The sequence below is a fragment of the Acinetobacter sp. YH12027 genome, from assembly GCF_013420085.1.
GTDB classification, from domain to species: Bacteria; Pseudomonadota; Gammaproteobacteria; order Pseudomonadales; family Moraxellaceae; genus Acinetobacter; species Acinetobacter amyesii.
The window spans coordinates 50,693-73,118 of record NZ_VOYW01000007.1 but is presented as its reverse complement, the minus strand read 5'-3'; the positions used below and the strand labels follow the sequence as shown (position 1 = coordinate 73,118).

The window sequence follows — 22,426 nt, the reverse complement described above, 5'->3', positions numbered from 1 at the left end:
TTTACTGACATTTTTTTTAATTTTATTGGTTTAAGTTATTGAATTAAAATAGTAAATAACTGTCATTTTAGCTGACATTATTTTCCTATAAAAAAAATTTAACCTTTATATTTCTATAATTTTTCAGTCATAAAAAAGCCCCTAAACTTAGAGGCTAATGTACCACAACATTCTAAAATTTATAGACTTAAGCAGGACGTGCCACATCACCATTCAATGCTTCAGGCAAGGCTAAAACAGTCACGTCTAACTCTTCTAAGGCTTCAGGACGAGCAACAACCAGTGCTACATAACCATTTTCTACAGCCGCGCTATTTACCACTTGCACGCCTTTATTCAGCTGTTCGCCTTGTGCAGGAGCAGCGCCTGTACCTGAAATCGCATGCAACCAAGCTTTGGGTTTGGCTTTAAACCATAAACGTGCAATCACTTCCTGACCCAAATAACAGCCTTTGTCATAGTGTACACCTTCACGCTGATGTAAACGTAGCTCTTGCGGTTGGAACACATGTTCAAGCGCTTGGTCAATATAGGCCTGACCCGCTTGAATGGCTTGAACTTCCCATGCTGCAATATCCGTCGGCGCCGAAGCAAAAGTCGTGTCATCACCGGCTAAACTTGGAAAAACTGCACCGGCTTCTTCCAGTTTCATTTTTGAAAAAGCGCCGAATTTTTTAATATGTTTGGCAAATTCTTCGGCTTGATCTGCTGTTGTGACAATAGAAAAACTTTCAGCACTGTGTTTGGTGAGCCATAAACCAAAGTGAATACGGCCTTTGAGGTCGCAGATTGCGGTATAACGTGTTGCATTTTCTTCAAGGCGTTCAACATGCAAAGTCACTTGCCCTTGTAGAAATTTTTGTGCATCGACACCGTTGAGAGAAAAAGATGTGAATGCCATAGACGTTGTCATGACCAGCCTCAGTATAAATTTTAGATATCATTAATCATGTTATTTTGCAGCAAGCCGCAGTGTTAGGCAAACAAAAAGCCCATATTGATATGGGCTTTTGTACAGCAGAGATTAGTCTTAGTGATTGTGTGTCGGCATATCGCTTGCAGTCATATCTATAGTGGAATGATGTGAAGGCGGTTCACTATTACAATCATATTGGTCGCCACAAATACGCACGGTTTCCATCATGCCTTGATCTTCATGGTCTAAAATATGGCAGTGCAGCACGAAGTCGCCTTCAAATTTTTCGTACTTGCTGCGCACAAAGATTTTATAGCCCTGTTTGACGAAGAGCGTATCTTTCCAAACGCCTTTCATTCCATGATATTGCGAGTCAATATTTCCTGCACCATCTTTATCTGAGCTGCCGATCGCACTGACATCGACACCATTTTCATTCAATATTTTCACGACTTGGAATGGATTGACATGAATATGGAAGGGATGACTTGCAACATTACTGCTCAACTCCCACTCTTGGGTTTGCCCGATTGGAAGCTTGCGGACATAGCTATGGTGGGTATGGTCTTCATCGTGGTAGGCATCTCCAAAGCTGATCAAGGTGCCTTCCTCGGCATGACGAATACCAAATTTAAAGCTGCCATCTGCATTGAACAGAATGTCAAAGTTGGTGATTTGCTTCGCCATCGTTTTGAGCATTTCATCGACTTCAGCAGTCATTAAACTCGCATGAGAGATAAAGGCTGATAAATCACCCTGTTCGAGCTGTGCAATCACTTCTGGTGCTAGTTTCAATTGGGTTGCCTGACTTTTCAAAAAGTTATAAGGCGTTTGCTGCGGTAGTTGGGTTGCTTTTACATTGACCCAACCGAGGAGCTGTGTATTGAGTTTTTCTTCCGGTGCGCGACGAAGTAGCGGACTTGATTCAGGCGCATTAATTTCATCTTCTAGATTCAGCTTGGCATCGTATACACAGTATTTATTGGTGGTCGGGAAGGCGAGCATGGCATCAAAGCGATAACCCGGCTGAAAAACTTCAATCCCTTGCTTTTGGATTTTACCCATGGTCAAGCCGTCTTGTGCAAGGGTATATAATGGTAATGTTTTCAGTGTTTTAAACTGTGAAGACATCGACTTGCTTTGATACTTTTGACATTCGCTCAGGGTTTGCTCTGCGGTAAAGTGCGCAGAATCAGGTAGTTCTTTGATGGTCAAACCAATGGTGTCACGGATACCGCCGTGAATCATGCGCCAGCGGTGGTATTGGTTTTGATCTACCTTAATTTCACCAAACATTTTGCCATTGATACTGGTAAAACGATTTTCATCCGCCCATGAGGTGGGTATATCGAGTTTTGAATAATCTTCTAAGCTATAGATGCAGGGTGTACCATTCACTTGGCTTAAATTGCTGTCGCAATCTTCATTGTATTGAATCTGCTGGAACAGCATGATTTTTTCATGGTCATACTGCTGGGTTTTTTGATTTTTCCATAAGATGTCCAAATCTCCAGTCTGCTGAATTTGCCCCTGTCGAATGACGGGTTTTCGCTCTCCCTCAATAATCAAAGGGCCAGCCATGCCGCTTGAGACCTGAATCGCGGTTGAACCATGCACATGAGAGTGATACCAAAATGTTCCCGCAGGATGATTCGGTTCGATCTTAAATTCGTAATGAAAATCTTGCTGAGGTTTTAAGCTCAAAAATACGTTGTCACTATTTCCTTGCGGGCTAACCCAAAGACCATGTGTATGTAAATTTGTGGTGTTAAAACAGTTCCCTTGGTTAATATTGGTCACTGGACTTGGGCAGGTCTCTGTCGATTCAACAGGGAGATGATTGACCAGATGGATTTTTAAATTGTCACCTTGTTTCGCACGAATTTGTGGGCCAACCAGTACATCAGAAACACTGCCATCGGTATTTTTTGAGTTCCAGAGTTCAGGTTTAGTCAGATAGCCTCTGACTTGTAATAGATCATTCTCACCCGTTTCAGGGTCGTATAAGGCTTGGCGTTTATAGGCAATCAGCAGTTCATGCTCACCTTGTGCATTGGCTTTCAAACGTGGTGGATTCGAGACGACAGTCGGTGAGTCTACTTCCTCTTCTTGAATCGTCGAATCCGTTGTCGATTGGTCGTTGTCGCCACAGGCAATGAAGCTAAGACAGCTTAAGAGGCAGCCAGCCCCAATGATGGTTTTAAATTTTGTCATGATCTTTCCCCAAAGCATAATGACGGTAGAACAGTAATCGCTGATTTATTTAGCTAAGATTTTGTAAATATTGTGATTATTTTGGCGAGTACAGCGAATTACTGTTCTTGTATGTCGTGCTTTTATTATCTGAGAGAGGGGTGATTCGACGCTATCCCTGCAAATAGGGATAAATTGAGAATTAAGATAAAATAAATAATAAAACTGTGTTTTGATTCACATTGTGGCTTTGAGGCGCAATGAGCTAATGAAGTAATTTAATGCCTTGATTATTAAATACTAAAATTGATAAGACTGATTTTTAATCAATTTGGTTGATATTTAGATTAAATATTATGCAGTGCAATTTACCTTAGACTAAAGAATGAGGCGGATTTGCAGCTATTTTTCAAAAAAATTCATATTTAGAGCGAATATTCCAAAGTTAGTGTAACTAAATATTTCAAAAACCCCTATTTTTATATTTAACTATATGAAATATATGAGATTTGGGAAATGGGTTTTCGGCAGTGTAGTATGCCTATCGAACAAAGATGAATTGTCTATGAAAAAGACAACGCAAAAAAATGAAAGACCGAGGGCAGGAACGCTATGAACAACAACTACCGTAAACCGCTGCAAGGCACCCAGCTAGAATACTTCGATGTACGCCAAGCCGTAGAAGATATTCAGCCAGGCGCATACGCAAAACTCCCATATACATCTAAAGTCCTTGCAGAGCAGTTGGTTCGTAAATGCGACCCTGCAATCTTAGAACAATCTTTAAAAGAGCTGATTAACCGCAAACAAGACCACGATTTCCCTTGGTACCCTGCACGTGTGGTGTGCCATGACATCTTAGGTCAAACCGCATTGGTTGACCTTGCAGGCTTGCGTGATGCCATTGCAGATCAAGGTGGCGACCCGTCAAAAGTCAATCCTGTTGTTCCAACACAGCTGATTGTTGACCATTCTCTAGCTGTAGAGTTTGGTGGTTTTGATCCTGATGCATTTGAGAAAAACCGCGCGATTGAAGACCGTCGTAACGAAGACCGTTTCCATTTCATTGAATGGACCAAGACAGCCTTTGAAAATGTCGATGTGATCCCTGCGGGCAACGGCATCATGCACCAAATCAACTTGGAGAAAATGTCTCCAGTGATTCAAAACCGTGATGGTTTAGCATTCCCTGATACCTGTGTGGGTACAGACTCACATACACCGCATACTGATGCATTGGGTGTGATTTCTGTCGGTGTCGGCGGTCTAGAAGCTGAAAACGTGATGCTTGGCCGAGCATCTTGGATGCGTCTGCCAGACATCATTGGTGTAGAGCTTGTCGGTCAGCGTAAAGCAGGCATCACCGCAACTGATATCGTGTTAGCGCTTACAGAATTCTTGCGTAAAGAACGTGTGGTTGGTGCTTATTTAGAGTTCTTCGGTGAAGGTGCAGACAGCATGTCTGTAGGTGACCGTGCAACGATCTCGAACATGACCCCTGAATATGGCGCAACGGCTGCGATGTTCTACATCGACCAAAACACCATTGATTACCTGACATTGACAGGCCGTGAAGCGGATCAAGTGAAATTGGTTGAAAGCTATGCCAAAGAAATCGGTCTTTGGGCGTCAGATATGACAGCAGCGGAATACCCGCGTGTACTGCGTTTTGATTTGTCGAAAGTGACTCGTAATATTGCAGGTCCATCGAATCCACATGCACGTGTATCAACCGCTGATTTAAAAGCGAAAGGCATTGCAGGTAACTTAGAAGCGGCTAAAGCTCAGGAAGCTGAAGGTTTAATGCCTGATGGCGCAATCATCATTGCAGCAATCACCTCATGTACAAACACTTCTAACCCACGTAATACCGTGGCAGCAGGCTTACTTGCACGTAAAGCTAATGAGTTAGGACTTGTGCGTAAACCTTGGGTGAAATCATCATTTGCACCGGGTTCTAAAGCAGCCGCTTTATACCTAGAAGAAGCAGGTGTACTCGGTGATTTAGAAAAACTGGGCTTTGGTATCGTGGCATATGCATGTACCACGTGTAATGGTATGTCGGGCGCGCTCGATCCAGTGATTCAGCAAGAAATTATTGACCGTGATGTGTATGCAACTGCGGTACTTTCAGGTAACCGTAACTTTGACGGACGTATCCATCCATACGCAAAACAAGCATTCTTGGCTTCGCCTCCACTCGTTGTGGCGTATGCCATTGCAGGGACGATTCGTTTTGATATCGAAACCGATTCACTGGGCAATGACAAAGACGGTAATCCAATTTACCTGAAAGACATTTGGCCGTCTGATGCTGAAATTGATGCATTGGTGAAAGAAGCGGTTAAACCTGAACAGTTTAAGAAAGTGTATATCCCAATGTTTGATTTGGGTGAGCGTGAAAAAGCGGCAAGCCCGTTATACGACTGGCGTCCGCAAAGTACTTATATCCGCCGTCCGCCGTATTGGGAAGGGGCATTGGCTGCACCGCGTACACTTGCAAATATGCGTCCGCTTGCGATCTTGCCTGACAACATCACCACAGACCATTTATCGCCATCGAATGCGATCATGATGGATTCGGCTGCAGGTGAGTATCTGCATAAAATGGGCGTGCCTGAAGAAGACTTTAACTCATACGCAACCCACCGTGGTGACCATTTAACTGCACAGCGTGCGACATTTGCCAACCCGAAATTGTTTAATGAAATGGTGGTGCGTTCTGACGGTACGATCAAGCAAGGTTCAAAAGCGCGTGTAGAGCCTGAAGGCGAAGTGATGCGTATGTGGGAAGCGATTGAAACTTATATGAATCGTAAGCAGCCACTGATCATCATTGCAGGTAAAGACTACGGTCAAGGTTCGAGCCGTGACTGGGCAGCTAAAGGTGTGCGCCTTGCAGGTGTAGAAGTGATTGTGGCGGAAGGTTTTGAGCGTATTCACCGTACCAACTTGGTGGGTATGGGCGTGTTACCGCTTGAGTTTAAAGCAGGGACTGACCGTAAAACTTTGAAGCTGGATGGTACTGAGCTGTATAGCGTGATTGGTAATATAGCACCGCGTTCTGACCTGACTTTGGTGGTTGAGCGTTCAACTGCTGATGGTAAAAATGAAATCATTAAAGTGCCTGTGACTTGCCGTTTAGACACTGAAGAAGAAGTGCATGTGTATGAAGCGGGTGGTGTGTTGCAACGCTTTGCACAGGATTTCTTGGAAGGAAATGTGGCGTAATTTAAAATAAGTCCTTTTAATACTTGAAATAATTCAATAAAGCCATATGTCAGATATGGCTTTATTATTTGGAAAATGAAAAATGTCTCTTTTAAGAGAAATTCAGAACGATGCAGTAAACTCTAATATTAAAGTTTCTGATTTATTAAGAAGATGTAAAGTTTTAGCTTATCGATTAGGAAATGAAGATTTTAAAACATGGGTTGATTCAGAGCTTAATGGATATGAATCGTTGGATGGTATTCCTTCTTATCGAATTTATAACGATGTTAATTCAAAAGGTCATTTTTCAGGTGCATTTGGATCTGGGCTAAGAAATGCTGACATTCCATCAAATTGCTTTCCTAAAGAATTTCGAAAGAATTTAACAACGGTTTCATTAACTGGTCCAATTGCTGAATTTGAGTCACTAGTAATAAATGCTAAAAAGGGTAAACTGTTACAACAACCGTGGGACGCAAATTTTGTGGCTATGTTTAGCAATAAAATTTATAAGAATATGGTGTGTGTACAGGCTTGGAAAGTTATACCTTCTACAAAATTAGAGGGGATTATTGATATTGTAAAAACAAAAATATTAAATTTCGTATTAGAAATAGAAGTTATTAATCCTGAAGCTGGAGAAGCAAAATTGAATACGAATCCTATCCCACAAGATAAGGTGAGTCAGATTTTTAATATAAATATTTCAGGAAATGTTGGGAATTTAGCTTCAGGGAATAGCAACAGCGGTATTCAACAATCTACAAATAATGAAATTCCAAAAGAATTCTTGGAGATAATTACTAAGATTCAGGAAGAAAATAGTGATGAAAACTCTGTTTTACAAGAGCTAGAGAATAAAGTAGAAGAGCTAGGACGGAATGTTGGAACTGTAAAATATAGTGAAAAATATAAGGAATTAATAAGTTTTATGTCTGATCATGCAACTGTTGTTAGTGGATTAATTTTGCCTGTTTTGCCATATTTAAGTTCATTATTAAATATATAGTATTGATTGAAAAATATTCAAAAAATACCCATCATAAGGTATATATCAAAACTTATGGAGTCGCTTTATGACTACAGCAAAAGTTTTTATGACAGGTCGCAGTCAAGCTATTCGGTTACCTAAAGAATTTCGCTTTGAAGGCAAGGAAGTTGAAATCTTCCGCCGTGGTGACGAAGTCATATTGCGTGAAAAACCGGTCACAGCAGATCAATTATTTAAAGTTTTGGCACAAATGCCAGACGACTTTTATGCAGAAACAAGAGTGGATGAACCACCGCAAGAACGAGAAGAGTTCTAATGCCAACACAATATTTATTAGATACCAATATTTGTATTTACATCACCAAGCATCAACCCGAAATTGTCCGTCAGCATTTTGAAAAACATTTACCTGACGGCAATATTTTTATTTCAGTGATTACTTTGGGGGAACTTCGCTTTGGTGCGGAAAAAAGCCAATGGAAAGACAAAGCTTTCAAAGTTATCGATGAATTAACTTCAATCATTCCTGTTATAGAGTTAGATGAACACACCGCCTTACACTATGCTCAAATTCGAAAACAGTTAGCGCTTCAGGGGCAAATAATTGGCAATAACGATTTATGGCTAGCTGCTCATGCACGATCAAATAATTGGGTCATGGTCACAAACAATGAAAAAGAATTTCTGCGTGTAGACGAATTGCAAGTAGAGAACTGGCTCAGCAAATCGCTGTAAACCCACCAAAATTTCCTTTCGAAATTATGCTTTGCCTAAATGCCATTATCAATTGTCGAAATGACCAATAGACATTCATCACAAGAGGGTTATACTGAATCTACCATTTCTAAAAACACATGGAGAACAAAAATGGTTACTGCTGGTCAAAAACCCGGAACAGGCTTCTATTTTTGTGTTCAATGCGGACACCGCGTCTACTTAGAAATTGGTACTGATCGTTTACCACCGTGTACCAAATGCCAAGGCAATCAATTTAACAATAAGAATGCCTAAGCTGCAAAACACTAACAGTTATCCGCTGTTTAGAAAGAAAAGCCCTATCACTCGATAGGGCTTTTTGCTAACGTATAACACAGCATATATAAAAACAAATTGTACGTTTAACCGTTCGGAGAAGCCCATGGAAACAATATTAGGACTGTGTATTGGTATTGGCTTAAGTGCTGCCTGTGGCTTCCGTGTCTTTGTACCTTTATTGGTGATGAGTGTTGCCTCCATTTTAGGACTATTCGAACCAATGAAAGGATTCGAATGGCTGTCTATGCCTGCAGTTTGTATTGGCTTGGCAATTGCGACTGTCTGTGAAATCGCTGCTTACTATATTCCTTGGGTAGACAATGCCCTCGACACCATTTCAACACCCGCAGCAATGATCGCAGGGACGATTGCCACAATGGCAGTAAGCTCAGGTGAAATGTCACAGTTTGCCAGTTGGGCGGCAGCAATTATCGTGGGTGGTGGTACAGCAACAGCAGTGCAAATGAGTACCGTTGCAGCGCGTGGCGTATCTACCGCAACCACAGGTGGCGTTGCAAATCCAATCTTATCTACAGGGGAATGGATTGGTGCTGCAGTCTTGTCAGTATTGGCCTTTTTAGTCCCATTTTTCGTGGTGATCTTAGTGATTGCAATCGTGATCTGGTTGGTTCGCCGCATACGCCAAAAACGAACTGTACAGGTCGATACCCCTTTATAAACCAATCAATATTTCACTCTAAAATGAATCCATCTTTTAGAGTGAGTGATCTGCGTTTTGTTTAATAAATATAAAATTAAAAATCAGAAACTGAGTATTAGCAAAGTTTGATAAAGATTATAAAAATTATAAGAAGCGCTACTGATACACAGACCATCATACAGTTAGCGACGAGTACTATGGGTTGTCTGATTTGGACGCCGTATTTGTTGATGTCAGTTCGAGTGAAAAATACCTTTACTCAACATTCCAAGCACTTGGCTTAAGCGCAAAAAATGCAATCGAGCAATCGCACCTATCCGTCCTAAAAGAGCACATCATTATGCGTTTAAGTCATCCAAGAGACGCCTAAAAAAATCTTTAAAATTCGATTGATTTTTGAACAATAAAGGCATAATTTTATTATGTGATTATAAATCACATAATTTTTATATGGATTTATTAATCTTTTGAATTTTATAAAAAATAATGAGGGGAATGGTAGATGATTAAATTTATAGTCGATGAAAATGCCTTAACGAATGGCTCACATTTAATTCACAATGGTACGCAAGGATGCGTAGACATGCCGCAGTTTGACCAGCAAATATTGATTGGTTATTTTGCCAATTTCGAACTCGCTTATAAGCGTGCACGAATGAGCTGGCCAACAGAAAAAGTTGTTGGTTGCGATAAATGCTGTAGTCAAAGCTAGAAATTCAACATGCATTAACTTTGAAATAACGCTGTATATCCAAGAAAAATGGCGCAGAAATTGCTAACTAAAACAGGTAATCGCGTTATTTATAGGATATGCAGCATGACCACAGAAACCATCCGTTCTACAAAATATCCAACACAGGCACATGCCTATGCAGCATGGCCTTTGATCCTGATCATCATTGGTGGTGCGATTGGACTGGTATATGCTGTGATTGCTTATCTGATCAATCTCAAAATATATGCATCAGACCTCAGTCAAATGAATAAAATTTTGGCAAATTTACTCTGTGGTATGGCGGCATGTAGTGGTTGGTGGTTTAGCGCACACTGGGTACAAAGCTATTTAGCTCATTGACCAATACCTCGTTGAATAGATCAACCCTAATATCGGCAGAACATGGATAGGCTTAGATCTCTACTCAGAGGACGATACTTTGTGAGTCGTGTTCAACCTAGATGTATGAAGTTAAGGGGGATGAATGCTCAGTGGCTATACATTTTAAGTTTGACGCTGTATTTGCACGTTTGAGCTGTTGTAAAAGAAAATTTTCTTATAATTGGACAAATCTGCAGATAAAAAACGCTGAAATGAGCTGAAAAGATAAAATATCCTGCTAAATCTAAAATGGCTGAAAAAATTTGCTGAATTTGTGGAAAATTAGAAAAACTTAGGAAATTAATCCCGATGCCCTTTGGTTAAAGTATATCTCAAGGGTGTGATAGAGATTGAAAAGAGTAGCATGCTGTCAGTGGTGCAAAACACGCGTACAGTACTCACCCAAAAGGTCTCGATTCAGCTTAGGACGCTATAAACCAGAAGTTTATAGGCTATAAGATCATGACTTATAAAGTGATGATAGTTGAAGTAAACAACATTGTTTTCTCTTATACCACCCCAAAAATTTAAGCCAAAATAAAAAAGAATAATAAATCATTACTCCTTTAATCCGCACAAAACAAACCACACCAGTTAAATCAGCACAAGCTCAAAGATCGTCAGGCATCTCTCTTAAAAATAGTCCAAATCTAAGCGGAAATTTAAAAGCAATATTCAATTGCTCGAAAGGGGCATAAACTAAGGATAAAAATACGCTTAGGAGATTTGCCATGAACTTGAGTCATTTAAGCGATTTCTTGCTGTATAGCTTAGTGATTAACTATCTGATTTTAATCATTTGGTTTGTGGTATTTGTCTTTGCTAAAGATTGGATGAAACGCCTGCATGGGCAGTGGTTTAAGCTGAGCGATCAGCAGTTTGACGCTATTCATTATGGTGGAATGGCTGTCTATAAAATTGGTATTTTACTTTTGAATTTAACCCCCTATATTGCATTGCACTATCTAAAATAGGCTTAACCATAAAAAATACTGAGTGTAAAAGCACAAGCTGCTTGCATTAAATTTAGGCAAAACAGTATGCTCAAAAGAACATAAAATTCAATTGGGCAAGGCAAGAATGAACGGGAAAGTAGAATGCCGTACTTGTTTGGTGTGCAAAAAAAGTTTCCCACTGAAAAATATGATTCCAATGGGAATCGTGCGTAAAGTCATTACAGAAGAAATTGCACAGGATTTTCCTGAATCTGGTGCTCAGGACTATATATGCCAAACTGATTTGACCAAATACCGTATGCAATATGTACAGTCAATTCTGAACTCCGAACAAGGCGAAGTCTCCAATTTAGAATATGAAGTGCTGAACAGCATGCAGCAGCATGATCTGATTAGCAAAAATGTTGAAGAAAAGCTGGATCAGCAGTGGAGTTTTGGCGAAAGGCTAGCGGATAAAATTGCAACATTCGGCGGTAGCTGGGCATTTCTTATTTGTTTTACATTGTTTTTAGCAGTGTGGATTTTAGTCAATACGGTGGTAATGGTGAAGCATCCTGCTGATCCTTATCCTTTTATTTTGCTGAATTTGATGTTGTCTTGCCTCGCTGCCATACAAGCGCCCATTATTATGATGAGCCAAAACCGTCAAGAAGCTAAAGACCGCATGCGTTCGGAAAATGATTATCAAGTGAATTTAAAAGCTGAATTAGAAATTCGCCATTTACATGAAAAGATAGATCATTTGTTGATGCATCAATGGGATCGTCTTGCCAAGATTCAGGAAATTCAGTTGGATCTACTGTCCGAAATGAGTAAAAAGAAGCAATAGTGTGCTTTGAACAGCATAAATAATTGTTATTTGAGTACTAAGTCTTGGCGGAAATTCTCGGAAAAAGTCATTTATAAGATGGAATAAATGTTAAAAAACCCTTGTTAAGGGAAATATTTTCAATATATCTTCAAATATGAAAAATATTTTTAAAATAAGATAAAAACAGTAATTTTCAGGGAAACAATCCCTCATCGAAATCACTACTATATATCTCAAGGGTGTTACAGAGATTGAAAAGAGTAGCATGCTGTCAGTGGTGCAAAACACGTGTACAGTACTCACCCAAAAGGTCTCGATTCAGCTTAGGACGCTATAAACCAGAAGTTTATAGGCTATAAGATCATGACTTACAAAGTGATGATAGTTGAAGTAAACAACACTGTTTTCTCTTACACCCTAAAAAATTTTAAAGAATTCAAACGAATAATAAATCCTTCCATCTTTTTCAAAATTCCAAACTTCGCATGTATTCCCAACACACTTTGATCATTGCTGATGTAATAAATATCACGCAGAAGATCTTAAACTTAATCTAAGCTTCAGATTGTCCTTTTTCACAAAGTTGTTATGCTTAACTATCTAAATTTTAAATAATTTTATTATGGGTTATCTTGATCAATTGATACAGGATTGTCTGCAGGCACAGCAGACTAAAGCTGAGCGTATATTTGAGTTTTCAAGTTTTGATGATCTTGCTCTACACGCACATTATATTTATGTGATAGAGCAAGTTGGTGGCGATATACAGCAGACATATCAGGACTATGCTGCATTTAAGGCATTGAAAACCCATACTTGCGCCAAGTTAAATCAACCCAATCACATTCTGTATGTCGGATCATCACGGACAGGTATAAAGAATCGTTTAAAACAACATTTAGGTTTTGGGCCTAAACGAACCTATGCCTTGCATTTATCGCAGTGGTTTCAGGGCAAATATCGCATCACACTACATCAGTATCCATCGACCACGAGTGCAAGCATCTTACAGTTACTGGAGGATGATTTGTCTCATTCATTAGCACCAGCCTTTGGTAAATTGGGTACCAATAATCGTTAGGGTTAGACCTGATCGGTTAAAGTCGATTGACAGCGAATTAGTCAGTTGTTATTTTGCCGACATTCTCCCAGTACACAGTCTGTCCATGCCTTTAGATCCCAACTTTGTCTATGCGCCGCCTCAAGGTCCTCTACGTATTTTGTATGAAGATGCAGACTTGGTTGTCATCGAAAAACCGGCGGAATTGCTGTCGGTTCCGGGACGTTTGCCTGAGCATCATGACAGTGCCTATCTTCGAGTTTTGCAACAGTATCCAGCAGCAAAGATTACCCATCGTTTAGACATGGCAACATCAGGCATTTTGATGTTTGCGAAACACCGCGATGCAGAAGTGGCGGTGAGTAAAATGTTCCAAGCGCGAACGGTTCAAAAGCAATATGTGGCTTTGGTTCAGGGCAAACTTGAAGGTGAGGGCTGTGTTGAAGTGCCCCTCATTACGGACTGGGAAAATCGCCCACGACAGATGGTGCATTTTAAATTAGGCAAACCTTCAAAAACCTTGTATCAAGCCATTAGCTATGATGCAAGCAAGGATATTAGCCGAGTATTATTAACACCAGTGACAGGGCGTTCTCATCAGCTACGCGTACACATGATGCATATTGGGCACCCCATTACAGGGGATCAACTGTATCACCCAAATGCCAAACAGAGCTCACTCGGACGGATGGCGTTACATGCTTGCGATCTGGCATTTACCCAGCCCTTAACCCAACAAGCTGTTCATATTCATTGTGCGGCAGAATTTTAAAGCATATTCATGTGAATGCTCACTGTTCATAAAATCTGCTGTGTTGCATTGAAAATTTTATGCAGCTTAGCAAGCTAAGAATAATTACAGCTTTAAATAGGTTTTTCTGCTTAAAAATGAAACATGATATACGTTATATCCCCAATTCTGGGGATATATAAATAATTTAAATATCTCTATAAAGTGTGTGAAATGTTTACAAAGATTAATATTAAGTATCTTTTAGTAAATAAATACCATTTCTAAAGTTTTATTATATTTTCTAATGAATATTGATTGATTATTTTTTAATATGAAAATTTTTTATTAAATTAATTTAAAACAGTGTTTTAGTTAAATAGTGTTCAAGTGTGTATTTGGTCAGATAAATACGGTTTTTTGCATTTGTTCTGCTAATATGAAATGAATTATAGATTTTAACTTTTGTAACTTAGGTTTGTTTTGGGGAATAAACTTAAATTATTGAAGCTTATTTTGAGGATTAGCAAATGATCAATATTGCTTTAATCGTCCTTATCATCCTATTAATTGTGGCTCTCCTTTTTGTTTATAACCGCAAATTGAAAAATGATAAAACCCTACGTTCACTGCAGGAAAACTTCGATCGTGCGCGGTTAAAACTGGCTGAAACAGAGTCGCAGCAAGATGAACTGAATTATGAAATCAGTCAATTACGCATTCAAAACAGTGGTTTAAAAATCCAAGTCGATAAAGTAGCGAAATATCAACATATTGTAGAGATTGAACAATATGTCGAGTATCGAACTTTACAGGCTGATGGTTTGGTGGAAGTCACCAAAGCCAATGCCGATATCATGTTGAATGATATTCGCGCACAGATCGAACAAGTGCGTCAGTATTTGAGCAAATATCAAGAAAAAGCCAAATTACAAACGCAGGAACAAGCCCGTGCCGAGTTAAAAGGTTTATATAGCCAAGCGCTGGATCAGCAGCATTTGGAAAACATCAACCGTGCTTTGGACAACAAAATACGGGGCTATCAGTCAGCGTTCTTTTTGCCTTTACAGAGTATTTTAGATCAGCTGATGGATGGTATGAATGAATCTGCGGCAAAGCAAAATTTGACTGCGGTACGTTGCAAAATGATTGATGCAATGGAGCAGCAATCGACTGCAAACTGTAATTATGTTGATGAAGAACGTCGTTTGGCTGCGATGCAATTATTTACATTGGTGTTTAATAGTCGTGCTGATTTGTATTTAGCCCAATTAAATACCAAAAACTTAGGTGAGCTATTGCAGGCTTTGGCGGATGATTTCACCTTGCTCAATGCGCATGGTGTACATTTTAGTCAGGCACGGGTACTCGACAGTTATCTACAATTACGCTTAGAAGAATTGAAAATGGCAGCTTTGGTTTTACATCTCAAAGAAACTCAGGCCCACATGGATGTTGTGGTTTAATTTGAATTGTTATCAGAAAGATCACTTCGGCGGTCTATTTCTGATTAAAGAGATTTCGCTAATGCAAATTGCAACAATTATCCGTTAATCTAAGTCAACAGAATAAAATTCATAAACGATAAGGGAAAGTACAATGACTCGTGATTTTAAACAATTTCCAGATGATGATAATGGCAATGTGCTGTGGCAGATGCAGCAAGATGGTGATGATTTATCTGTGCCGCACGAAATCGAATATTCAATTGCCTTTTCGAACGAAGCGCAGGCTGAACAGTGTGCATTGTATTTATTGAAAGAAGAGCAAAAAATTTCGTTGTTCCAAGATGAAGAATCAGATCGCGTGGAATGGATTATCACGGTCTATGTCTATATGGAACCTGATTATGAAGATATCGTTGATTTAGAGCAGTGGTTTATTAAAATTGCGGAACAACATTCGGGCGAATATGATGGCTGGGGTTGTATGGCTTATATCTATGAAGATGATGATCTGGAAGAAGATGAAGCACAATTGAGCTAAGTCTCACTATTGCATCTTTAGCAACAAGAACCCAGTCTTTCAACTGGGTTTTTTATTATTTAAATTTTAGAGAAATTGTGTAAAATTTTGATTTTTCAATATTTTTATAAAAATCAATATGAATGCAGCTCACAAAACATAACACGGCATTGCGTTAAAGTGATGGGATCAATCTGTAGGATTCACTATAGTATTGAACAGCAATGACCTTTCTCGCATGTCTCAAAGCTGTTTCATTTAGAACGTTTCAGTGTGATAAAAATGGACGATAAAGCGAGGGTGAATGCATGTGGATGATTCAGTGAAAACAATGACACAAGGACATCATCATGAGCAATACTGTTCGATTACATCGTGTTTTTAGTGCGCCTGTAGAGCGCGTTTATCGTGCCTTTGTGGAGCCAGATGCTTTGGTGAAATGGATGGCACCGCATGGATTTACGGCCCATGTGGAGCATTCGGATGTGCGTGTAGGTGGCTCGTACCGCATGTCGTTTCAAAATTTTTCAACCGGAACCACACACGCTTTTCATGGTGATTATCATGAAGTCGTGCCGAATCATTTACTGCGCTATACAGACCAATTTGATATGCCAGAGTTAGCTGGTGAAATCGAAGTCACTGTTGAGTTTAAAGCGGTCTCAGTAGGAACCGAAGTGACGATTGTACAGGCAGGGTTGCCGAGCGTTATTCCACCTGATGCCTGTTATTTGGGGTGGCAGGAGTCTTTACAGTTGCTGGCTTTTTTAGTGAATCCAGCGATCCCCGATGAATAATCTGAAGAATGATCGAAAAACTATAAATAGGCGAAGGAGGGCTTAATGACTGTACACATTAAACGTATTTATGATGAGATAAGCCCAGATGACGGTAAACGCATTTTGGTCGATCGCTTGTGGCCGCGTGGTATCAGTAAAGTGAGCGCAGAGCTAGATTTGTGGCCGAAGGCATTGACGCCATCTACAGATTTACGTCGTTGGTATCATCAAGATGAGGCAATGGCTTCTCGATGGGACGAGTTTAAACAGCGCTATTTGCAAGAAATACAGCCACATCAAGCCGAGTTGGAACAACTACGGGCATGGGAAAAAGAGGAGCCACTAACCTTACTCACAGCGGCTAAACATACGGATAAAAATCATGCGCATATCTTAAAAGCGTTAATATTAAACACCTCATTAGATATCTAAAATTTAAACCTTCAAGTGCTGTAGCGTTGTGAAATTTACGACCTTCACAAGGTGATTAAACCATACGATATTTATGGTTTTTAAGTTCATGAAATACATAAAAATGTTATATTAAGTTTTTATGGATTTTTACATCCATCTTTTTTGAGGTCTTTTATGTCTTTACCCAATTGTCCCCAATGTAATTCTGAATATACCTATAATGATGGTGACTTACTGATTTGTCCTGAATGCTCACACGAATGGCGTGAAGGCGAAAGCGCTGCAGATGAACAGGTGCTGATTAAAGATGCCAATGGCAATGTATTGGCCGATGGCGACACGGTTACTGTGGTGAAAGATCTTAAAATTAAAGGCTCATCGTCAGTGGTGAAAGTTGGTACCAAAGTTAAAAATATTCGACTTTTAGCTGATGCAACAGATGGTCATGACATTGACTGTAAAATTGATGGTATCGGGGCTATGAAACTCAAATCTGAATACGTGAAAAAAGTTTAAGTTTCGTTTTTGTTCGCTCTAAAGCAACCTTCAAGCATCCTAAGCGAAGTCAACACTTGGCTTAGGATGTCTACTTAAACATGAAATTGATATCTAATCCGCTATAGATTTTACTTTTCAGCCTGCATAATAGACGCATTACAGGTTTGAAATGTCTTTACTATGCCGCATATTCATTTGGAATATTCCAATAACCTTGACGTCGAAGCTCGACCTTTACTTAAAGCGCTAAACGCTGCCTTATTTGAATCGGGTCATGTGAGTGCCATCAATGATATTAAGAGCCGTGCCGTAGCTCAGCAAGATTTTGTTGTGGGCTTGGATGAACACGCTCAACATGCGTATATGCATGCCAAAGTTTCATTATTGACGGGTCGAACGGTCGAAGTGCAAAAGCAAATTTCATTGTTACTATTGGACGTGCTGAAACAACATGTCACAGCTTCAGTAGTAGAAGTGCAACTTTGTGTGGAAATTTTAGAAATGAATAAAGCGACGTATTCAAAGCAGATCGTGAGTTCTTAAGACATTCATTACATGCAGAAACGCGCATATATTTTGAAATACATCATGCTGTAAAAATGATGAAATCTGACTTCGGTCGGATTATTTTTTATTGGAATTATTTATTAAAAAATCCCTTTTTGATTAAATTTTGAGCTTTATACTGATCAAAAAAGACATTGAAAAATGTGACCGAGTTCATTTATATTCTGTAGATCAGGTTGAATTTCCAAAAACAAATCCTGATCGAATAATAGAGAAAACAATGAAAATGAAGGGGTAACATATGTCGGGATGGTACGAGATCAGTCATTCTAATGATCAGCAGTTTCGTTTTGTATTAAAAGCAGGGAACGGTGAAATCATTTTAACGAGTGAATTATATAAAGCGAAAGCATCAGCCCAAAACGGGATTGAGTCTGTACAAAAGAACAGTGCAGATGACAGCCGTTTTGAACGACTGACGGCCAAAAATGGCAAACCATATTTCAATTTGAAAGCGGCAAACCATCAAATTATTGGGACCAGTCAATTTTATGCCAGTGAGCAATCGCGAGATAAAGGCATTGAATCAGTTAAAACCAATGGTGCAAGTACCCAAATTAAAGACCTAACGGCTTAAATTTGAAACAACCTGATCGAGACAGTCTTAGCAGGATGAACAAAACCTGAAGGCTCGTCAAAATCACAAGATCAAAAGCAATATGGTTCTCAGATAAGTGCTGTTAGGTAGGATGCTATTCAATCTAGATCAGGCTTATTTGACGGTACATGGAAGTACCACAACTTCACTGGCTAGAGTGGTGAAAGATGAATAAGCAGAATCATATTTTGTATTATGGGCTCATTGCGATCTTGATCATCGTCATGGGTTGGATGATTGCGTCTCCGTATTGGGTGCTTTACCAAATACGTCAAGCCTATGAGCACAATCAACCTGAAAAAATTGCTCAATATATCGATTTTGCGGCAGTCAAATCGAGTCTAAAACCACAAGTTGAAGACCTCATACAACAGAAAACTGGGCTACAGCATTTACCCGAATTTGCCCAGTCTTGGGGTGGGCAGCTCAGCACAGTCCTCAGTGCAACGCTAGTCGACAGTCTGGTCAATCCAACCAGTATCATGCTGCTTTTACAAGGCAAAGCATTAAAAGAGTCGATCCAACTACCAGAAATAACCAAACTGACCAATCCGAGCATGATTAGCCCAGGGATTGAACTATTCACGCATGCTGAAAATAAGGTCGCAGAACAACCTTATGCGTCAACACTATCCAAAAATGACGAAACTGCAACCGCTGTTGCTTTAAAGCAAAGCCAGCCACTTGAACCCAAAGCCAGCTATAGCGCTTGGAATCGATTTGATCTGTATGTGCCGCTCCAAGGCCTAAGCGAAGAAAAATATACCGTATTTAGTATGCAACGCCGCGGTTGGAGCTGGAAGATCGTTAAAATTCAACTTCCAAACGCCGCCCAGAACAATGCTTCATAAAAAATAAAATAAATAGGTGCCAGAGATGCAAGATAAAATCAAAATAGTTGGTGACCAACAGGCCGCTGACGAAATTCTGCAATTTTTAGCCAATTGGGATGAGGTCATCTGCCAATTGAAAATTGAAAATATTGCTGAATCCTGCGCAGCAGATGTGTACTTTTTTGATGCCAGTTGTGAAATGCGTGGCTTAATGGCATATCAAAAAATGTGGGAATTTTATCGGGAGTATTTTCGTGAAGGCTTAAAGGTATTTAGGCGGGAATTGGTCATCCATGCAGATCCTGATATTGCCTTTCTGCACTGTTATTCCAAAATTGATGATAAGAGTGGAATACCAACGCCAGGGATCTCGTGGTGTCGTAACACCATTGGGATGAAAAAAACGCAGTCTCAATGGAAGATCGTTCATCAACATATTTCTGTTCCCGTGGATATTGTGACTCATCAAAGTAAAGTGATTACCTTTTAATTCATCTGAAAACACAGTATGAAAACAGAGCTATAAAGCTCTGTTTTTTTCTTTGCAAATCATTACATGAAATGCGTATGCAGCCCTAAAACTTCAGCCTAAATTAAAAAATAATGACCATCGTTCAGGATAAGAAAATGGATCATAAAAATAATAAATTAGCGCAAGAATTTGAATCATCACCATCAGGTCAAAAGCAAGGCTTGCAAGACCTGAACGCATCGAAGCAAATGCCCCCTGCAGATTTACATAAAGTGATTCGAATCACAGCAGGGTTTATCATCGGCAGTTTGCTGATTGCCGCCTTATATCTTGGCAAAGATATTTTTATTCCATTGGCACTCGCAATTTTATTGGCTTTTTTAGTTGATCCTTTGGTGATGAAACTACGCGGTTGGGGACTTCCGCAGATGCCATCTATATTTATTGTGGTCGGTTTGGCTTTGGCGATTTTATCCGGCGCGGCCTCTTATTTGGGTTATCAACTGGGGCAATTAAGCCAAGAATTACCGCAATATCAGGGCACGATTCAAAAGAAAATGGATTCTATTCGTCAATTTGCACGCGGCCCGAGTGTTTGGGATGGCGCAAAAACCACCATAGATACCGTTGAAAATTCGATAGATGATGTGGTGCCTGAAGAGAAAAATCCTAAAGTGCAACAAGTGAAAGTGGTGGGGCAACAACAAACCACGGCTGAAGCAGTCATGGCTTGGAGCGAGCGGGTGCTCAATCCCTTGGCAACTGCGGGTATTGTTTTTTTGTTTGTGATTCTGATTTTGGTTAATCGGAAAGATTTGCATGATCGGTTCCTTAAGCTGCTGGGCGGAAATTTAAATATCGGAACAGACGCCTTAGATGAAGCGGCCAATCGTATAGGTAAATATTTACGTATGCAGCTGATGGTCAATGTGACCTACGGTATTCCGATGGCCTTGGGACTATGGTTTATTGGGGTTCCGGCAGCAATTATGTGGGGAATGGTGGCGATAGTGATGCGCTTTGTTCCCTATGTCGGCCCAATGATTTCTGCGATTTTCCTCATTGCATTGGCTTTTGCGGTAGATCCCACATGGAATATGGTGCTATGGACAGTGGGTTTAATTTTGCTCTTGGAGTTGGTCAGTAATAATATTATTGAGCCTTGGTTATATGGGGAAAGTACCGGACTTTCAACCTTAGCCATTATTATTGCTGCCATGTTTTGGACGGCGGTGTGGGGGCCAATTGGTTTAATTTTATCGACGCCTTTAACCGCGTGTTTATTGGTGCTTTCAAGCTATGTACCATCTTTAGGTTTTATTAAAACCCTGATCGGTAGTACACCTGCATTGGAGCCGCATGAGCGCTTTTATCAGCGATTGGTCGCTGATGATGTGCAAGATGCCATGGATGTAGCACAGACTTTTATTGCTGAAAAGTTACCGAAAGATGCCACGGATGAAATCAAGGCACGTCGGGTCAATGCGTTTTATGCCAAAGTGGCGATTCCAGCCATACGGATTTTTTCGAGCGGACACAACACCGAGGCCAGTGCAGAGCATCGACTACGCTTACATCAAGGCTTAAAACTGTTTAATCATAGTTTTCAACGGGCATATCCAGTGGCACAGCAGGATCAGAAAGCAGCGGTGTTATGTATCGGCGCACGTTGGGAAATTGATGTTCAAGTATCGGCTATGTTGGCGCATGGGCTAAGTTTAAGGGGTATTCCGGCTCAGGCATTTAGCGACGTATTGATTCAAAATCAGCATCAAAGTATGGATGATATCCAAGAGGATATTCAGATCGTATGTATTTCGATTTTCCATACAGCACCAGAAGCTCAAATTCGCCTTTTAAGCCAAGTTTTTAAGGCACAGTTTCCAGATATAAAACTGATTTTTGCACTGTGGAGCTGTGATGAGATATCCCAATTAGATGCGATCAAAGAAAATTTCACCGTCGATGCAGTGGTCAATAATATGAATGACTTGTTATTAACCATTGAAGCTTTTCAATTGAAGCATGGTGAATCTTGGTTGGATGAGCCTGATCCTAGCGTTGAAGCGCAGCGCTTAAAAGCATTAGAAGAACTGAATGTTTTGGATGAGCGGAATTTACCGATCTATGAACAATATATTGAAGAAGCCAGACAAGCCTTCGATGTGAAATATGCACAAATTTCTTGGGTCAAGCAAGACTGGGTCTATACCCCAGGTAGCCCTTTGGCTGAGGCTACCGAGCAACCGATGCAGATACGTCAGTCGAAGCAAGATTCGATCTGCAGTCATTTGGTGTATCAAAATGAACGTTTGATTATTGAAGACCTACAACGTGACCCACGCTTTGCGCATTTACCTGAATTGATGCATAACCGCATTCGCTTTTATGCTGGCGTTGCACTTAGAGACCGCAATGGGGTGGCATTGGGAAGTTTTTGTGTTTTAGATCGGCAGCCGAATCAAATGACCGATGATGATATGAGTCTGTTAAAAGGACTGGCGGCAGATTTGATGAATACGCTCAGTGATGAAAATGTGAAGCGAAAAAAATGTGAGGAGATACAGCAACTGAATGATTCATCTTCATAATTTCAAATGATGCAGCAGATCTTTTTAGGCTGGAGTTTCGGTGAAAA

Annotated in this window: 25 protein-coding genes; 23 read left to right on the top strand and 2 right to left on the bottom strand. The window is 40.1% G+C overall.

Going from position 1 to position 22,426, the window contains the following annotated elements:
* Positions 1-187: 187 nt before the first annotated feature.
* Together FTT94_RS03410 and FTT94_RS03405 are read right to left on the bottom strand one after the other, a co-directional pair.
* Positions 188-913, bottom strand: a complete 726-nt coding sequence (locus FTT94_RS03410; protein ID WP_257228637.1) for a folate-binding protein YgfZ — start codon at positions 911-913, stop codon at positions 188-190.
* Between the two features lie 117 nt (positions 914-1,030).
* Positions 1,031-3,130, bottom strand: coding sequence for a multicopper oxidase family protein (locus tag FTT94_RS03405; protein WP_180170228.1), 2,100 nt, complete (start codon positions 3,128-3,130; stop codon positions 1,031-1,033).
* Positions 3,131-3,721: 591 nt separating this feature from the next.
* On the opposite strand from FTT94_RS03405, the gene acnD reads away from it, so the two are divergent.
* The 23 genes from acnD (at position 3,722) to FTT94_RS03290 (ending at position 22,379) form a co-directional block, all read left to right on the top strand.
* Positions 3,722-6,340, top strand: a complete 2,619-nt coding sequence (gene acnD / locus FTT94_RS03400; protein ID WP_180170227.1) for a Fe/S-dependent 2-methylisocitrate dehydratase AcnD — start codon at positions 3,722-3,724, stop codon at positions 6,338-6,340.
* A gap of 82 nt (positions 6,341-6,422) precedes the next feature.
* Positions 6,423-7,331 (top strand): hypothetical protein, encoded by a 909-nt coding sequence (locus tag FTT94_RS03395; protein WP_180170226.1) that lies wholly within the window; start codon positions 6,423-6,425, stop codon positions 7,329-7,331.
* Positions 7,332-7,398: 67 nt separating this feature from the next.
* Positions 7,399-7,629: an antitoxin gene (locus FTT94_RS03390; protein WP_078191134.1), complete on the top strand. Its 231-nt coding sequence runs from the start codon at positions 7,399-7,401 to the stop codon at positions 7,627-7,629.
* A complete protein-coding gene (locus FTT94_RS03385; protein WP_180170225.1) occupies positions 7,629-8,048 on the top strand; it encodes a type II toxin-antitoxin system VapC family toxin in 420 nt (139 codons plus the stop codon). The genes FTT94_RS03390 and FTT94_RS03385 overlap by 1 nt, the downstream gene beginning before the upstream one ends.
* Before the next feature lie 39 nt (positions 8,049-8,087).
* Positions 8,088-8,324: a hypothetical protein gene (locus FTT94_RS03380; RefSeq protein ID WP_143221616.1), complete on the top strand. Its 237-nt coding sequence runs from the start codon at positions 8,088-8,090 to the stop codon at positions 8,322-8,324.
* Positions 8,325-8,451: 127 nt separating this feature from the next.
* Positions 8,452-9,027, top strand: a complete 576-nt coding sequence (locus FTT94_RS03375) for a DUF4126 domain-containing protein (protein ID WP_111884815.1) — start codon at positions 8,452-8,454, stop codon at positions 9,025-9,027.
* A 107-nt stretch (positions 9,028-9,134) separates the two neighbouring features.
* Entirely contained in the window at positions 9,135-9,293 is a 159-nt protein-coding gene (locus FTT94_RS16890; protein ID WP_180064013.1) for a DUF2569 family protein, read from the top strand.
* 218 nt (positions 9,294-9,511) lie between these two features.
* Complete coding sequence (locus tag FTT94_RS03365) at positions 9,512-9,721, top strand: hypothetical protein (protein ID WP_078191130.1); 210 nt, start codon at positions 9,512-9,514, stop codon at positions 9,719-9,721.
* Between the two features lie 105 nt (positions 9,722-9,826).
* Entirely contained in the window at positions 9,827-10,084 is a 258-nt protein-coding gene (locus FTT94_RS03360; RefSeq protein ID WP_180170224.1) for a hypothetical protein, read from the top strand.
* 752 nt (positions 10,085-10,836) lie between these two features.
* Complete coding sequence (locus tag FTT94_RS03355; RefSeq protein ID WP_078191128.1) at positions 10,837-11,079, top strand: DUF6868 family protein; 243 nt, start codon at positions 10,837-10,839, stop codon at positions 11,077-11,079.
* 106 nt (positions 11,080-11,185) lie between these two features.
* Positions 11,186-11,890 carry a DUF1003 domain-containing protein gene (locus tag FTT94_RS03350; protein ID WP_180027256.1) on the top strand — a complete coding sequence of 235 codons (705 nt, stop codon included), beginning with the start codon at positions 11,186-11,188 and terminating at the stop codon, positions 11,888-11,890.
* Between the two features lie 604 nt (positions 11,891-12,494).
* Positions 12,495-12,953: a GIY-YIG nuclease family protein gene (locus tag FTT94_RS03345; protein ID WP_180170223.1), complete on the top strand. Its 459-nt coding sequence runs from the start codon at positions 12,495-12,497 to the stop codon at positions 12,951-12,953.
* An 85-nt stretch (positions 12,954-13,038) separates the two neighbouring features.
* Positions 13,039-13,704, top strand: coding sequence for a pseudouridine synthase (locus FTT94_RS03340; protein WP_180170222.1), 666 nt, complete (start codon positions 13,039-13,041; stop codon positions 13,702-13,704).
* Positions 13,705-14,192: 488 nt separating this feature from the next.
* A complete protein-coding gene (locus FTT94_RS03335) occupies positions 14,193-15,128 on the top strand; it encodes a hypothetical protein (protein WP_180170221.1) in 936 nt (311 codons plus the stop codon).
* A 133-nt stretch (positions 15,129-15,261) separates the two neighbouring features.
* Positions 15,262-15,648, top strand: coding sequence for a ribonuclease E inhibitor RraB (locus FTT94_RS03330; RefSeq protein ID WP_168378552.1), 387 nt, complete (start codon positions 15,262-15,264; stop codon positions 15,646-15,648).
* Between the two features lie 329 nt (positions 15,649-15,977).
* The gene (locus FTT94_RS03325) at positions 15,978-16,424 is read left to right on the top strand and encodes an SRPBCC family protein (protein ID WP_078191122.1); all 447 of its coding nucleotides are present in this window, start codon (positions 15,978-15,980) and stop codon (positions 16,422-16,424) included.
* A 45-nt stretch (positions 16,425-16,469) separates the two neighbouring features.
* The gene (locus FTT94_RS03320; RefSeq protein ID WP_180009302.1) at positions 16,470-16,838 is read left to right on the top strand and encodes a DUF488 domain-containing protein; all 369 of its coding nucleotides are present in this window, start codon (positions 16,470-16,472) and stop codon (positions 16,836-16,838) included.
* A 156-nt stretch (positions 16,839-16,994) separates the two neighbouring features.
* Positions 16,995-17,336: a zinc ribbon domain-containing protein YjdM gene (locus FTT94_RS03315; RefSeq protein ID WP_168378554.1), complete on the top strand. Its 342-nt coding sequence runs from the start codon at positions 16,995-16,997 to the stop codon at positions 17,334-17,336.
* 162 nt (positions 17,337-17,498) lie between these two features.
* Positions 17,499-17,861, top strand: coding sequence for a 5-carboxymethyl-2-hydroxymuconate Delta-isomerase (locus FTT94_RS03310; RefSeq protein ID WP_180009304.1), 363 nt, complete (start codon positions 17,499-17,501; stop codon positions 17,859-17,861).
* 265 nt (positions 17,862-18,126) lie between these two features.
* Entirely contained in the window at positions 18,127-18,462 is a 336-nt protein-coding gene (locus FTT94_RS03305) for a YegP family protein (RefSeq protein WP_078191118.1), read from the top strand.
* Between the two features lie 188 nt (positions 18,463-18,650).
* On the top strand, positions 18,651-19,334 hold the full coding sequence (locus FTT94_RS03300; protein ID WP_180111798.1) for a DUF2939 domain-containing protein: 684 nt from the start codon (positions 18,651-18,653) through the stop codon (positions 19,332-19,334).
* A gap of 25 nt (positions 19,335-19,359) precedes the next feature.
* Positions 19,360-19,806: a nuclear transport factor 2 family protein gene (locus FTT94_RS03295; RefSeq protein WP_218949636.1), complete on the top strand. Its 447-nt coding sequence runs from the start codon at positions 19,360-19,362 to the stop codon at positions 19,804-19,806.
* Between the two features lie 137 nt (positions 19,807-19,943).
* Positions 19,944-22,379 carry an AI-2E family transporter gene (locus FTT94_RS03290; RefSeq protein ID WP_257231126.1) on the top strand — a complete coding sequence of 812 codons (2,436 nt, stop codon included), beginning with the start codon at positions 19,944-19,946 and terminating at the stop codon, positions 22,377-22,379.
* Positions 22,380-22,426 lie beyond the last annotated feature (47 nt).